The sequence below is a fragment of the Halomonas sp. A11-A genome, from assembly GCF_003182195.1.
In the GTDB taxonomy this organism is placed as follows: Bacteria; Pseudomonadota; Gammaproteobacteria; order Pseudomonadales; family Halomonadaceae; genus Halomonas; species Halomonas alkalicola.
In genome coordinates this window covers 127,877-141,238 of sequence record NZ_QGTM01000007.1, presented here as the reverse complement: position 1 = coordinate 141,238, position 13,362 = coordinate 127,877, and the positions used below count along the sequence as shown (strand labels likewise).

Genomic DNA, 13,362 nt, shown 5'->3' with positions numbered 1-13,362 from the left:
CCGTCCGATCTCCGCTGACGACCCGCCTCATCTTGCCGAGGCGTTGCGAATAGAGCCCTTAGCGAGCCCTGCAGAACAAGTGGCGCGCATTCTAGCGAATCCGCGGTGAGTGTCAAGCGAGAAGATTTTCGAAACTCTCAAAAACCCCAAGCAGAACAACCACTTCCACCACCTATTACCGCCTGCAACCCTGCTGGTCACCGGCAGCGGATGCATACTTTACGGTTTTCCCCCGAGGGGTGCAACCCCTTCCACCAGAAAAATGTAGCTCAACGACGCGCATAGGGCCATGACCCATATCAATATATCGCTCGGCGAGGCCAGGGGCCCGGAACTCAACGAGGGGCCGGCCCCCTGGCACCCACAGACAGGTCGATCAGAAGCTGTCGCCGGGAATGCGTACGAAGCCCTCCATCAGCACCCGGGCGCTGCGGCTCATCACCGCCTCGTCGATCACCCAGCGCCCCTCCGTCAGGCTCGCCTCGGCGCCCACCCGCAGGGTGCCGGAAGGGTGACCGAAGGTGACGGCGTTGCGCTTGCCGCCGCCGGCGGCCAGGTTGACCAGGGTGCCCTCGATGGCCGCGGCGGAGGCGATGGCCACCGCCGCGGTGCCCATCATGGCGTGATGCAGCTTGCCCATGGAGAGCGCCCGCACAAGTAGGTCGATCTCGCCGGCCTCGACCCGCTTGCCGCTGGAGGCAGTGTAGCTCGCCGGCGGGGCCACGAAAGCGACCTTGGGGGTGTGCTGGCGGCCTGCGGCCTCGGCGACGTCCTCGATCAACCCCATCTTCACCGCCCCATGGGCGCGAATGGCCTCGAAGCGCGCCAGTGCCTCGGCGTCGCCGTTGATCGCCTCCTGCAGCTCGGAGCCGGTGTAGCCGATATCGGCGGCATTGACGAAGATGGTGGGAATGCCGGCGTTGATCAGGGTGGCCTTGAGAGTACCCAGGCCCGGCACCTCCAGGTCATCGACCAGGTTGCCGGTGGGGAAGATCGCCCCTTCGCCGTCGGCGGGGTCCTTGAAGGCTACCGGCACCTCGGCCGCCGGGAAGGTCACGCCGTCCAGCTCGAAGTCGCCGGTCTCCTGCACCTCGCCATCGGTGATGGGCACCTGGCAGACGATGGTCTTGCCGATATTGACCTGCCAGACGCGCACCTCCACCACACCATTGTCGGGAATGCGCGCCGGATCGACCAGGCCGTTGGCCACGGCGAAGGGCCCCACGGCAGCGGAGAGGTTGCCGCAATTGCCGCTCCAGTCGACGAAGGCACGGTCGATGGCGACCTGGCCGAAGAGATAGTCCACGTCGTGGTCGGGGCTCTCGCTCTTCGAGAGGATCACCGTCTTGCTGGTGCTGGAGGTGCCCCCACCCATGCCGTCGATCTGTTTCTGGTAGGGGTCGGGGCTGCCGATCACCCGCATCAGCAGGCGGTCGCGGGCCTCACCAGGCTTGCGCGCCGCCTCGGGCAGGTCGTCGAGCCGGAAGAAGACGCCCTTGCTGGTACCGCCGCGCATATAGGTGGCGGGAATGCGAATCTGAGGAACGTGAGCCATGAAGGTCGCTTCCTTGAAGATAAATAGGATAAAGAGGCTGAAGAAGGTAAAGATCGACCCGGGCCTTGCGGCGCCGGGTCGATAGGGCTCTACCTCGTCAGACGTTCGCCCGGCGTCAGCTTGACGCCTCGGCCGTGGACTCCAGGAAGTCCTTGGCGAAGCGCTGCAGCACGCCACCGGCGGAGTAGACGGTGACCTCTTCCGCGGTATCCAGGCGGCAGGTCACCGGCACCCGGTCGACCTCTCCGGTCTTGCGATGAATGACCAGTTCCAGGGTCGCGCCCGGGGCCGGCTTGCCCTCCACGTCGTAGGTCTCGGTGCCATCGAGCTGCAGGGTGTGGCGGGTGGTGCCCTCCTGGAACTGCAGCGGCATCACGCCCATGCCGATCAGGTTGGTGCGGTGGATGCGCTCGAAGCCCTCGGCCACGATCGCCTCGACCCCAGCCAGCGCCACGCCCTTGGCCGCCCAGTCACGGGACGAGCCCTGACCGTAGTCGGCGCCGGCGATGATGATCAAGGGCTGGCCGCGGTTCATGTAGGTCTCGATGGCCTCCCACATGCGCATCACCTGGCCTTCCGGCTCGACCCGCGCCAGCGACCCCTGCACCACCTCGCCTGCGTCGTCCCGCACCATCTCGTTGAAGAGCTTGGGGTTGGCGAGCGTCGCCCGCTGGGCGGTGAGATGGTCGCCGCGGTGGGTGGCGTAGGAGTTGAAGTCCTCCTCCGGCAGGCCCATCTTGTGCAGGTACTCCCCCGCTGCGCTGTCCATCATGATGGCATTGGACGGCGACAGGTGGTCGGTGGTGATGTTGTCCGGCAGGATCGCCAGGGGCCGCATGCCCTTGAGCTCGCGCTCGGCCGCCATGGTGCCTTCCCAGTAGGGCGGGCGGCGGATGTAGGTGCTCTGGGGGCGCCAGTCGTAGAGCGGGCTCTCGGCCTTCTCTGCGGCATCCAGGTCGAACATCGGGATGTAGACCTGCTTGAACTGCTCCGGCTTGACGAACTCGCCGACGATGGCGTCGATCTCCTCGTCGGAGGGCCACAGGTCCTTGAGGGTCACCGGGTTGCCGTCCTTGTCGGTGCCCAGCACGTCCTTCTCGATATCGAAGCGCACGGTCCCGGCGATGGCGTAGGCCACCACCAGCGCCGGCGAGGCCAGGAAGGCCTGCTTGGCGTAGGGGTGGATGCGGCCGTCAAAGTTGCGGTTGCCGGAAAGCACCGCGGTGGCGTAGAGATCGCGGTCGATGATCTCCTGCTGGATCTTCGGATCGAGCGCGCCGGACATGCCGTTACAGGTGGTGCAGGCGTAGGCGACGATGCCGAAGCCGAGCTTCTCCAGCTCCGGCAGCAGGCCCGACTCCTCGAGATAGAGCCGCGCGACCTTCGATCCTGGAGCGAATGACGACTTCACCCAGGGCTTGCGCACCAGGCCGAGCTCGTTGGCCTTCTTGGCCAGCAGGCCCGCCCCCACCACGTTGCGCGGGTTGGAGGTGTTGGTGCAGCTGGTGATGGCGGCGATGATCACCGCGCCATCGGGCATCCGGCCTTCCTTCTCCTCCGCCTGGGCCTTCTCGTAGTTCACGGCGATGCCACGCTCAGCAAGGGCGCTGGTGGGCAGGCGGCGGTGCGGGCTGGAGGGACCGGCCAGGTTGCGCTCGACGCTGGAGAGATCGAAGGTCAGCACCCGCTCGTACTGGGCATTGGCCAGGCTGTCGGCCCACAGGCCGGTCTGCCTGGCGTAGGTCTCCACCAGCGCGACCTGCTCCGGCTCGCGGCCGGTGAGCGTCAGGTAGTCGATGGTCTGCTCGTCGATGTAGAACATCGCCGCGGTGGCGCCGTACTCCGGCGTCATGTTGGAGATGGTGGCGCGGTCGCCGATGGTCAGGCTCCTGGCCCCCTCGCCGTAGAACTCGAGATACGCCCCCACCACGCGCTCGCGGCGCAGGAACTCGGTGATCGCCAGCACGATATCGGTGGCGGTGATGCCGGGCTTGGGCTTACCGATCAGCTCCACGCCGACGATGTCGGGCAGGCGCATCATCGAGGGGCGGCCCAGCATCACGGTCTCGGCCTCGAGGCCGCCGACGCCGATGGCGATGACGCCCAGGCAGTCGATATGCGGGGTGTGGCTGTCGGTGCCCACGCAGGTATCGGGGAAGGCCACACCGTCGCGGGCCTGGACCACCGGCGACATCTTCTCCAGGTTGATCTGGTGCATGATGCCGTTGCCGGCGGGGATGACATCGACGTTCTCGAAGGCGGTCTTGGCCCACTCGATGAAGTGGAAGCGATCCTCGTTGCGACGATCTTCGATGGCGCGGTTCTTCTCGAAGGCGTCCGGCTCGAAGCCGGCGTGCTCCACGGCGAGCGAGTGGTCGACGATCAACTGGGTCGGCACCACGGGGTTGACCTTGGCGGGGTCGCCGCCCCGCTCGGCGATGGCGTCGCGCAGGCCGGCCAGGTCGACCAGCGCCGTCTGGCCGAGGATGTCGTGGCACACCACCCGGGCCGGGTACCAGGGGAAGTCCAGATCGCGGCGACGCTCGATCAGCTGCTTGAGGGCATCGGTGAGCAGCTCCGGCTCGCAGCGACGCACCAGCTGCTCGGCGAGCACCCGGGAAGTGTAGGGAAGGGTGTCATAGGCACCGGGCTGGATCTCCTCGACGGCCGCCCGCGCGTCAAAGTAGTCCAGCTCGGTGCCGGGAAGCGGCTTGCGGTAGTCGGTGTTCATACTCAACCCCGATCCTCAATGGGCACCCACTCGCTCTTCTCCGGGCCGACATAATCGGCGCTGGGGCGAATGATGCGGTTGTTGGCGCGCTGCTCGAAGACATGGGCACACCAGCCGGTGACACGCGAGCAGACGAAGATCGGCGTGAACAGCTTGGTGGGGATGTCCATGAAGTGGTAGGCGCTGGCGTGGAAGAAGTCGGCGTTGCAGAACAGCTTCTTCTCGCGCCACATCACCGCCTCGACGCGCTCGGAGACCGGGTAGAGGACGCTGTCACCCACATCCTCGGCCAGCTTCTTGGACCACTCCTTGATGATGGCGTTGCGCGGGTCGGACTCGCGATAGATCGCGTGGCCGAAGCCCATGATCTTCTCCTTGCGCTCGAGCATGCCCATGATCTCGCGCTCGGCCTCGTCGGCGGAGGTCCAATTCTCGATCATCGCCATGGCCGCCTCGTTGGCGCCGCCGTGCAGCGGGCCGCGCAGGGAGCCGATGGCGCCGGTCACGCAGGAGTGCATGTCGGAGAGGGTCGAGGCGCAGACACGCGCGGTGAAGGTCGAGGCGTTGAACTCGTGCTCGGCGTAGAGGATGAGCGAGACGTTCATGACCCGAGCATGCAGCTCGGAGGGGGGCTCGCCACGCAGCAGGTGCAGGAAGTGGGCACCCACGGAGTCATCGTCGGTCTCGGTCTCGATGCGCACGCCGTCGTGGCTGAAGCGGTACCAGTAGCAGATGATGGAGGGCAGCACGGCCAGCAGGCGGTCGGAGACATCCTGCTGCTCGTCGAAGCTCTGCTCAGTCTCGAGGTTGCCCAGCATGGAGGCGCCGGTGCGCATCACGTCCATGGGGTGGGAGTCCTTGGGGATCTGCTCGAGCACGGTCTTGAGCGCCGCGGGCAGGCCGCGCAGGCCCTTGAGCTTGGTGATGTAGGCGTCGAGTTCGGCCTGGTTGGGCAGCTTGCCCCTGAGCAGCAGGTAGGCGACCTCCTCGAACTTCGCCTTCTCCGCCAGCTCCTTGATGTCGTAGCCGCGGTAGGTCAGGCCGGAGCCGGTCTTGCCCACGGTACACAGGGCGGTGGTACCTGCACTCTGGCCACGCAGTCCGGCGCCGCCGATGGGTTTATCAACCATGATCTCTCTCCTCTTGTAGGTATCCGAATAGGTATCCGAAGTGACTGGAGGGCACGCCTCAGGCGTCGCTGCCCTTCTCGGCAAGCTGGTTTTCGGCGAACAGGGCATCGAGCTTCTGCTCGAAGCTGTGGTAGTTCAGGAAGTCGTAGAGCTCGTCGCGGGTCTGCATCAGCTCCACCACGTCGCGCTGGTGGCCGTTGGCGTGGATGCTCTGGTAGACCTTGAGGGCCGCGGCGTTCATGGCGCGGAAGGCGGAGAGCGGATAGAGCACCATGCGACAGCCCACCTCGCCCAGCTCCTGCTGGGAGAAGAGCGGCGTGGCGCCGAACTCGGTGATGTTGGCCAGGATCGGCGCATCGACGCGCTCGCAGAAGGCCCGGTAGTCGTCCAAGGTGTGCACCGCCTCGGCGAAGATGGCGTCGGCGCCGGCCTCGATGCAGGCCTGGGCACGCTCGATGGCGGCATCCAGCCCGTCCTTCTGGAAGGCGTCGGTGCGGGCGATCAGGTAGAAGTCCGGATCGATGCGCGCATCGGCGGCGGCCTTGACGCGGTCGACCATCTCCTGCTGGGAGACGATGGCCTTGTTGGGGCGGTGGCCGCAGCGCTTCTGGGCGACCTGGTCCTCGATATGCACGGCGGCAACGCCCGCGCGCTGCATCTCCTTGACGGTGCGGGCGATGTTGAAGGCGCCGCCCCAGCCGGTATCGATATCCACCAGCAGCGGCAGGTCGGTGGCGCCGCAGATGCGGTGGGCGTCCTCGACCACGTCGTTCATGGTGGTCATACCGAGATCCGGCAGGCCGAAGGAGGCGTTGGCCACGCCGCCGCCGGAGAGATAGATGGCCTGGTGGCCGACGCGCTTGGCCATCATGGCGGTATAGGCGTTGATGGTACCGACGATGGGCAGCGGGCGATTGGCCTCGAGGGCGGCACGGAAGCGGGCGCCGGGGGTCTGCTGGGTCATGGTCTCTCTCCTGTAGGGGGCTGGCCTGGAGGGTCCGGGCCGCGGGGGGTCGGTTCGGATCAGGATGTCGTCTCGGCCGCCTGACGCAGGGTGGCCGCATAGCGGTCGACCACATTGGCCCGCGAGGCGCTGACATGGCGGCGCATCAGCAGCTCGGCGAGCTCCGCATCGCCGGCCTCGATGGCATCGACGATGCGGTGGTGCTCGACGAAGGCGCGCTGGGGCCGCGAGCCGCTGGCGCTGAACTGGGTGCGGTAGAGCCGCACCAGGTAGTAGAGGTCGTCGCACAGCAGGGTCACCAGCATGCGATTGTGGCTGCCCTGGACGATCCGGTAGTGGAAGTCCAGGTCCCCCTCGCGCTGGTAGTAGGCCTCGCCCTTCTTGAGGTCAGCCTGGCGCTCGTGCATCGCCAGCAGCTCGCGCAGCCCGGCGATCTCCTCGGCGGTCATGTGCTCGGCCGCCAGCCGGGCCGCCATGCTCTCCAGCGCCTCGCGCACGTCGAACAGCTCCAGCAGCTCCTTCATGGAGAGCTTCACCACCCGGGCACCCACATGAGGCACCCGCTCGATCAGGCGGTGCGCCTCGAGGCGACGCATCGCCTCGCGCAGCGGGCCGCGCGAGATGCCGTAGGCCCTGGAGAGGCCCGGCTCGGTGATCTTGCTGCCCGGCGCCAGCTCGCCGCGCACGATGGCATCCTGGAGCTGCTGGAAGACGCGCTCCGCCAGGGTACGCACTTCCGGGGGAGTGGTTTCGATTTCGACTGAGGTCATGGCAATTGTCGACAATTATTCGATGAAGAGAGAGTAGCCACTCCCCATAACAGGGTCAATACGCAGAAACCCCGGAACGCTTCACCTTTGGTTGTAGACAACCCCCCCCACCATCGGAGGGACTGTCGACAATAGCAGCAGAGCGCTGGCCCCCGCGGCGGGCAAGAACAGGGACAAGCCCCGTCGAGACGCCTAGAATGGGCCGCCTGTCACAGCAAGGCCCGGCAATGAGCGCAAAACTCCAGATCATCCCCTGTCCCTACCATGAGCAACCGCTCGAGCACTTCGCCCGCCTGCGTAGGCGCCCCGGCGCCGTGCTGCTCGACAGCGGGCGTCCCGCGGCCCCCGCAGGGCGCTTCGACATCCTCTCCAGCGATCCGCTGGCGACGCTTGCCGTCGATGCCTGTGGCCGCGTCAGCGGCGTTCCCGAGCTTGCCGGGCTCTCCCCCTTCGCCGCCCAGCAGGCGCTGCTTAAGCGCCTGACCGCCCCGGCCCTGGAGAGCGAGCTGCCTTTCCTGGGGGGGCTGATCGGCTACTGGAGCTATGACCTGGGGCGGCTGCTGGAGCCGGTGGGCGAGAACGCCCGGCCGGTGGTCGACCTGCCGGGGAGCCGGGTCGGCCTCTACGACTGGGCGCTGATCCAGGACCATGAGCGGCGCGAGAGCTGGCTGGTGGCCACCGCCGAGCGCCGCCGGCAGGTAGAGGAGTGGCTGGCGGCACCCGCCGCAGAGGCCGGCGGGGTTCGGCTCACCGCCCCCCTCGCCGGGGAGCTCTCCCGGGCCGACTACCTCGCGCGCTTCGCCGCCGTGCAGCGCTATATCCGCGCCGGCGACTGCTACCAGATCAACCTGGCCCAGCGCTTCAGCGCCCCCTATGTGGGCGACCTGTGGGCGGCCTATTGCCGCCTGCGCCAGGCCACTCCGACCCCCTATGCCGGCTACATGGCCTGGCCCGCCGCCCGCGGCGAGCAGGCGCTCCTCTCGCTCTCGCCGGAGCGCTTCCTGGAGTGCCGCGACGGCCGGGTGGAGACCCGCCCCATCAAGGGGACCCGCCCCCGGGGGGCGACGCCCGCCGACGACCGGCGGCTGGCCTGCGAGCTCGCCGCCAGCCTCAAGGACCGCGCCGAGAACGTGATGATCGTCGACCTGCTGCGCAACGACCTGGGGCGCGTCTGCCGCCCCGGCAGCGTGCGGGTGCCCCAGCTGTGCAGCCTGGAGAGCTACGCCAACGTGCACCATCTGGTCAGCGTGGTCACCGGCGAGCTGGCCCCGGGGCGCACGCCCCTCGAGCTGCTGGCCGCCGCCTTCCCCGGTGGCTCTATCACCGGCGCCCCCAAGGTACGCGCCATGCAGATCATCGAGGAGCTGGAGCCGAGCCGGCGCAGCGCCTACTGCGGCAGCCTCGGCTATGTGGACGTGCGCGGGCGCATGGACACCTCCATTGCCATTCGCACCGCCGTGGCCGACGACGGCCAACTCCACCTGTGGGGCGGCGGCGGCCTGGTGGCCGACTCCGAGGGCGAGGCGGAGTATCAGGAGACCCTCGACAAGATCGGCCACCTGATGGCCGCCCTTGCGGACGATGAATTGACAGAAAATGCATAAGAACCCTGCCTCTTGCCCCTCGAAGGAATAGATATCCAAGAAATCGGTATTGGGGCCGGCGGGCTCGGCCTTGTTAGGGTAACGGCCATCGAACCCAAGGAGGCCAGCATGGCACGCTTCGACCCCAACCGTTTCGTCCTGGAGCACGACCAGGCGACCCCCAAGGAGATCCTCCGCGCCGCCCACCAGGCCTTCGGCGAGCTGACGCTCTCCTTTTCCGGCGCCGAGGACGTGGTGCTGATCGACCTGGCCCTGAAGGTCGCGCCGAAGGAGGCCGTCCATGTCTTCGCCCTGGATACCGGCCGGCTGCATCCGGAGACCTACGCCTTCATCGAGCGGGTCCGCGAGCATTACGGCATCGCCATCGACGTGCGCTTCCCCGACCCCGAGGCGGTTCAGGCACTGGTGGGCGAGAAGGGACTCTTCAGCTTCTATCGCGATGGCCATCAGGAGTGCTGCGGCATCCGCAAGGTGGCGCCGCTGCGCGCCCGCCTCGCCGGCCTGCCGATGTGGGTCACCGGCCAGCGCCGCGACCAGAGCCCCGGCACCCGCTCGAGCCTGCAGATCGCCGAGCACGACCACGGCTTCGGCAGCGAAGCGAGCCCGCTTTACAAGATCAATCCGCTGACCCACTGGTCGAGCGAGGAAGTGTGGACCTACATCCGCATGTTCGACGTCCCCTACAACCCCCTGCATGAACGCGGCTTCGTCAGCATCGGCTGCGAGCCCTGCACCCGCCCCACCCTGCCCGGCCAGCACGAGCGCGAGGGGCGCTGGTGGTGGGAGGAGCAGGGCGGCAAGGAGTGCGGCCTGCACGCCACCAACCTCCCCTCCTCCGCCCCCCGCTGAGCGGAAGCGGAGCAGGGAGCAGAGAGACGAAGGGCGCCCCGCGGGGCGCCCTTCGTCGCTCAAGGCCCCACCGCCCCTTCCGGGGGGTGGGGGCCCTGCGAGGCTAGCGCACCGGCAGCGTGAGCCCCTCGAAGAGCGGCGCCTCGTGCCGTGGCCCCGCCGCCAGGGCGGCATCGACCAGGTCACGCTCCAGGTGCGGGGCGAAGCCCTGCAGGAAGTCGTACATGTAGCCGCGCATGAAGGTGCCGCGGCGGATGCCGATCTTGGTGGTGGAGCTCTCGAAGAGGTGGCCGGCATCCAGCGCCACCAGGTCGGTGTCGTGCTCCGGGTCCACCGCCATATGGGCGACGATGCCCACCCCCATACCGAGGCGCACGTAGGTCTTGATCACGTCGGCGTCGGCGGCGGTCAGCACCACGTTGGGCGTCAGCCCCCGCGCCCGGAAGGCGTCGTCCAGCTGGGAACGGCCGGTGAAGCCGAACACGTAGGTGACCAGCGGATAGCGGGCCAGGATCTCCAGGGTGAGCTCGGGCTCATCGGCCAGGGGGTGCCCGCGGGGTACCAGCAGACAGCGGTTCCAGCGGTAGCAGGGCAGCAGCACCAGGTCGTTGAACAGTTCCAGGGATTCGGTGGCGATGGCGAAATCCGCCTGACCGTCGCTGACCATCTGGGCGATCTGCTTGGGGGTACCCTGCTGCATGTGCAGAGCCACATCGGGATACTTGCGGGTGAACTCGCTGATCACCGGCGGCAGCGCGTAGCGCGCCTGGGTATGGGTAGTGGCAATGGCCAGGCTGCCGCGCCGCTCGTCGCTGAACTCCTGAGCCACCTCCTTGATGTTCTCGGTCAGGCGCAGGACCTCGCCGGCCAGTTCGACGATGGCCTGCCCGGCCGAGGTCACCCGGGTCAGGTGCTTGCCGCTGCGGGCGAAAATCTCCACCCCCAGCTCGTCCTCCAGCAGGCGGATCTGCTTGGAGATCCCCGGCTGGGAGGTGAACAGGCTCTGGGCGGTGGCCGAGACGTTGAGGTTGTGGCGGGTGACTTCCCAGATATAGCGCAGCTGCTGCAGCTTCATGATGACAAACTCCCTGGCCGCCGCCCCGGTCACAGGCGCTGGCAATGCCAAATAGCAATAAGCAAAAAATCTCTAATCACTTTGAAGTATATACAAGGAGGCGGCGTCCCGCCTAGCCGTCTCATGCTGCCATTTGCCAGCGCAGCGGCCGACCGCTAACATCAGCCGGCCGGGCACGCCCCAGGCGTGCCGTGAATACGCTCGATGCAGCGCAACGAAACTGGAGAACCCCATGGCCAATAACGTCGATGTCACCAATGCCAACTTCGAGCAGGAAGTCCTCAAGGCCGACACCCTGGTGCTGCTGAAGTTCTGGGCCCCCTGGTGCGGTCCTTGCAAGGTGATGTCACCGGTGGTCGACGAGGTCGCCGAGGAGCGCCAAGGCAACCTCAAGGTCGTCAGCATCAACGTGGACGATGCCCCGGAAATCGCCGCCGAGCAGGGTGTGCGCGGTGTGCCCACCGTCATGCTGTTCAAGTCCGGTGCCAAGGTCGCCTCCCTGGTGGGCGCCCAGTCCAAGTCGCAGCTGACGCAGTTCATCGACCAGAACGCCTGATCGCGGCGCTCACTTCAGCGCAAGCATGACGCCCCGGCCCTGGCCGGGGCGTTGTCGTTCAGGCCTCCTCATCCTCGGCGTCGCGCTCCGCGATCGGACGCTCGGGACTTGCCTCGGGGGCCTCCTCCCCCGGCCCCAGCAGGTGGGCGATCCAGCGGGTCTGGGGATGGCTGTCCAGGGCAATCTTCAGGGTCATGGTCAGCACCACCGAGAGCAGCATGCCCACCGTGCCGAAGATCCAGCCCCACACCACCAGCGACAGGAAGGCCACCAGGGTCGACAGTCCCAGCGCGCGCCCCATCACCCTTGGCTCGACGATGTTGCCCAGCAGGAAGTTGATCCCCAGGTAGGCCGCGGAGAGCAGCAGGGCATCGACCAGCCCGCCCTCCGGCGAGACCAGCAGCAGCAGCACCGGGGGCACCGCGGCGATGGCCGAGCCGATGTTGGGAATGAAGTTGAGCGCGAAGGCCAGCACCGCCCACAGGAAGGGGAAATCGACCCCCACCAGCAGGCAGGCCACCCACACCAGGGCGCCTGTGACCAGGCTGATCAGAGTCTTGACGGCCAGGTAGCGCTTGAGGGTCTGGCTGAACTCGCTGAAGCGCTGAAGGCTCGGCGCCGGGTTGGCCAGGGCGCGGGAGACCTTGTCGCGGAAGTGCAGCATCTCGAACAGCATGAACAGCACCAGCAGGCCCACGATGGTGCTCTGCACCAGCAGGTTGCCGATCTCGCCGAGCAGGGCGGGGATCCAGCCGCCCAGCTCCTCGACGTCCAGCAGACCGGCCAGCCGGTCCGGGTCGATGGCTAGCCCCAGGCTCGCCAGGCCATCCAGCAGCCCGACATAGTAGGCCTGCAGCTTCTCCTCGATGCCCGGCAGCGCCTCCGTGAAGGTGCCGAAGCTGTTGACCAGCAGCAGTCCCACCAGCGAGAAGAGCACCCCGATCACCACCAGGGGCAGCCACACGGCCGCCCGCAGGCCAAGCCCCAGCCGGTTGAGCCACTGGATCGGCGCGGTGCAGACCACCGCGATGAAGATGGCCAGCAGCATCGGTACCAGCAGGCTCGCACCGGCCTTCATGCCGGCCACGATCACCACCAGCGCGGCCAGGCCGAGCATGAGGTTGAGCGGAATGATGCTCGGGGCATCCGGTTCATGAGCCGACATCGTGCGTTCCTGTCCTCCCTGGCCAGCCCCCATCATGCCTCCGCGCCGGGCCAGCAACAATGATGGCCGCCGCGGGAACCTTTATAGTCGGCCCACCTCGAAGCGGGGTGGCAGACGGTCACGCCATCATTGCAAGGAGGCCACCATGAGGCTGTTTCGTCCCGCCCGGCAGCTGCTGCTGGGCACCCTGCTCGTCGCCACCCCGCTGCTGGCCGGGCAGGCGCTGGCCGAGGCCACCCCGCCCCGCCAGCTCCACGTCCAGGCCGAGGCCACGCTGGCGGTGGTACCTGACCGCGCCACCCTCACGGCCCGCCTCTGGGAGCGCACACCGGCCGTGTCCCAGGAAGAGGACCGGGGAGGAGACCCCGACGCGCTGCGCGAGGCCCGCGAGCGGCTGGAAGGCCGTGCCGGCGAGCTGATTCGCACCCTAGAGGCCGCCGGGTTCGAGCGCGACGCCATCAGCGCCGGCTCGCTGGCCGTGCAGCCGGAACACCTCGCCGGTAGCCGTCACGAGGACGGCGAGCGTCAGACGCTGGTCCGGACCCGCCTCGAGCGCGCCTTCCGGATCCAGCTCGACGACCTGGAGCGGCTGCCGGGGCTGCTCGACGCCCTCACCGAGGCCGGCGTCAATGCCCTGGACGGCGTCAGCTATGACCTCGCCGACCGCGACGCCGCCACCGACGAGGCGCTGGTCAAGGCGCTGGAGAAGGCGCGCCACAAGGCCGAGCTGATGGCCGACACCCTGGGCATCACCCTGGGCCCGGTGGCCAGCGTCAGCGAGACCCGCTCGCCGGTCTTCCAGCCGCGCATGCTGGCCATGGCCGCCGATGCCCGGGAAGGCGCTCCCCAGGCGGAGTACCGCCCCGGCACCCTCGAGATCGAGGCCGGGGTCAGCGTCACCTGGGAGATCGAGTAGCGAGGCGCTTCCGACCTCCATACAAGAAACCCCCGGTGGCTGGCGCC

11 protein-coding genes are annotated in these 13,362 nt (G+C 67.7%); 4 read left to right on the top strand and 7 right to left on the bottom strand.

Features of this window, described 5'->3' with window-relative positions:
• Positions 1-376 precede the first annotated feature (376 nt).
• From prpF to DER72_RS07635, 5 genes are all read right to left on the bottom strand, one after another.
• The gene (prpF, locus tag DER72_RS07655; RefSeq protein ID WP_110069406.1) at positions 377-1,555 is read right to left on the bottom strand and encodes a 2-methylaconitate cis-trans isomerase PrpF; all 1,179 of its coding nucleotides are present in this window, start codon (positions 1,553-1,555) and stop codon (positions 377-379) included.
• A gap of 115 nt (positions 1,556-1,670) precedes the next feature.
• The gene (gene acnD, locus DER72_RS07650) at positions 1,671-4,286 is read right to left on the bottom strand and encodes a Fe/S-dependent 2-methylisocitrate dehydratase AcnD (protein WP_110069405.1); all 2,616 of its coding nucleotides are present in this window, start codon (positions 4,284-4,286) and stop codon (positions 1,671-1,673) included.
• A gap of 2 nt (positions 4,287-4,288) precedes the next feature.
• On the bottom strand, positions 4,289-5,416 hold the full coding sequence (prpC, locus tag DER72_RS07645; RefSeq protein ID WP_110069404.1) for a 2-methylcitrate synthase: 1,128 nt from the start codon (positions 5,414-5,416) through the stop codon (positions 4,289-4,291).
• 58 nt (positions 5,417-5,474) lie between these two features.
• Positions 5,475-6,380 (bottom strand): methylisocitrate lyase, encoded by a 906-nt coding sequence (gene prpB / locus DER72_RS07640; protein ID WP_110069403.1) that lies wholly within the window; start codon positions 6,378-6,380, stop codon positions 5,475-5,477.
• A 59-nt stretch (positions 6,381-6,439) separates the two neighbouring features.
• Positions 6,440-7,150: a GntR family transcriptional regulator gene (locus DER72_RS07635; protein ID WP_110069402.1), complete on the bottom strand. Its 711-nt coding sequence runs from the start codon at positions 7,148-7,150 to the stop codon at positions 6,440-6,442.
• Between the two features lie 227 nt (positions 7,151-7,377).
• Between DER72_RS07635 and pabB the strand changes: the two genes are divergently transcribed.
• Both pabB and DER72_RS07625 read left to right on the top strand, forming a co-directional pair.
• Positions 7,378-8,754, top strand: coding sequence for an aminodeoxychorismate synthase component I (pabB, locus tag DER72_RS07630; protein ID WP_110069401.1), 1,377 nt, complete (start codon positions 7,378-7,380; stop codon positions 8,752-8,754).
• A gap of 108 nt (positions 8,755-8,862) precedes the next feature.
• Entirely contained in the window at positions 8,863-9,603 is a 741-nt protein-coding gene (locus DER72_RS07625) for a phosphoadenylyl-sulfate reductase (protein WP_110069400.1), read from the top strand.
• Positions 9,604-9,706: 103 nt separating this feature from the next.
• Here DER72_RS07625 and cysB read toward each other — a convergent pair whose 3' ends face one another.
• Complete coding sequence (gene cysB / locus DER72_RS07620; protein WP_110069399.1) at positions 9,707-10,678, bottom strand: HTH-type transcriptional regulator CysB; 972 nt, start codon at positions 10,676-10,678, stop codon at positions 9,707-9,709.
• A 232-nt stretch (positions 10,679-10,910) separates the two neighbouring features.
• Here cysB and trxA point away from each other — a divergent pair, with 232 nt between their 5' ends.
• A complete protein-coding gene (gene trxA, locus DER72_RS07615) occupies positions 10,911-11,234 on the top strand; it encodes a thioredoxin (protein WP_110069398.1) in 324 nt (107 codons plus the stop codon).
• A gap of 58 nt (positions 11,235-11,292) precedes the next feature.
• Here the strand turns inward: trxA and DER72_RS07610 are convergent, their stop codons facing one another.
• Positions 11,293-12,399, bottom strand: coding sequence for an AI-2E family transporter (locus tag DER72_RS07610; RefSeq protein WP_110069397.1), 1,107 nt, complete (start codon positions 12,397-12,399; stop codon positions 11,293-11,295).
• Positions 12,400-12,544: 145 nt separating this feature from the next.
• On the opposite strand from DER72_RS07610, the gene DER72_RS07605 reads away from it, so the two are divergent.
• Positions 12,545-13,315, top strand: coding sequence for an SIMPL domain-containing protein (locus DER72_RS07605; protein WP_110069396.1), 771 nt, complete (start codon positions 12,545-12,547; stop codon positions 13,313-13,315).
• The last annotated feature ends 47 nt before the right edge of the window (positions 13,316-13,362 follow it).

Bases quoted from the DNA above. Each gene is read 5' to 3' on its own strand.
- prpF (WP_110069406.1), bottom strand. From the start codon at position 1,555: ATGGCTCACGTTCCTCAGATTCGCATTCCCGCCACCTATATGCGCGGC.
- acnD (WP_110069405.1), bottom strand. From the start codon at position 4,286: ATGAACACCGACTACCGCAAGCCGCTTCCCGGCACCGAGCTGGACTAC.
- prpC (WP_110069404.1), bottom strand. From the start codon at position 5,416: ATGGTTGATAAACCCATCGGCGGCGCCGGACTGCGTGGCCAGAGTGCA.
- prpB (WP_110069403.1), bottom strand. From the start codon at position 6,380: ATGACCCAGCAGACCCCCGGCGCCCGCTTCCGTGCCGCCCTCGAGGCC.
- DER72_RS07635 (WP_110069402.1), bottom strand. From the start codon at position 7,150: ATGACCTCAGTCGAAATCGAAACCACTCCCCCGGAAGTGCGTACCCTG.
- pabB (WP_110069401.1), top strand. From the start codon at position 7,378: ATGAGCGCAAAACTCCAGATCATCCCCTGTCCCTACCATGAGCAACCG.
- DER72_RS07625 (WP_110069400.1), top strand. From the start codon at position 8,863: ATGGCACGCTTCGACCCCAACCGTTTCGTCCTGGAGCACGACCAGGCG.
- cysB (WP_110069399.1), bottom strand. From the start codon at position 10,678: ATGAAGCTGCAGCAGCTGCGCTATATCTGGGAAGTCACCCGCCACAAC.
- trxA (WP_110069398.1), top strand. From the start codon at position 10,911: ATGGCCAATAACGTCGATGTCACCAATGCCAACTTCGAGCAGGAAGTC.
- DER72_RS07610 (WP_110069397.1), bottom strand. From the start codon at position 12,399: ATGTCGGCTCATGAACCGGATGCCCCGAGCATCATTCCGCTCAACCTC.
- DER72_RS07605 (WP_110069396.1), top strand. From the start codon at position 12,545: ATGAGGCTGTTTCGTCCCGCCCGGCAGCTGCTGCTGGGCACCCTGCTC.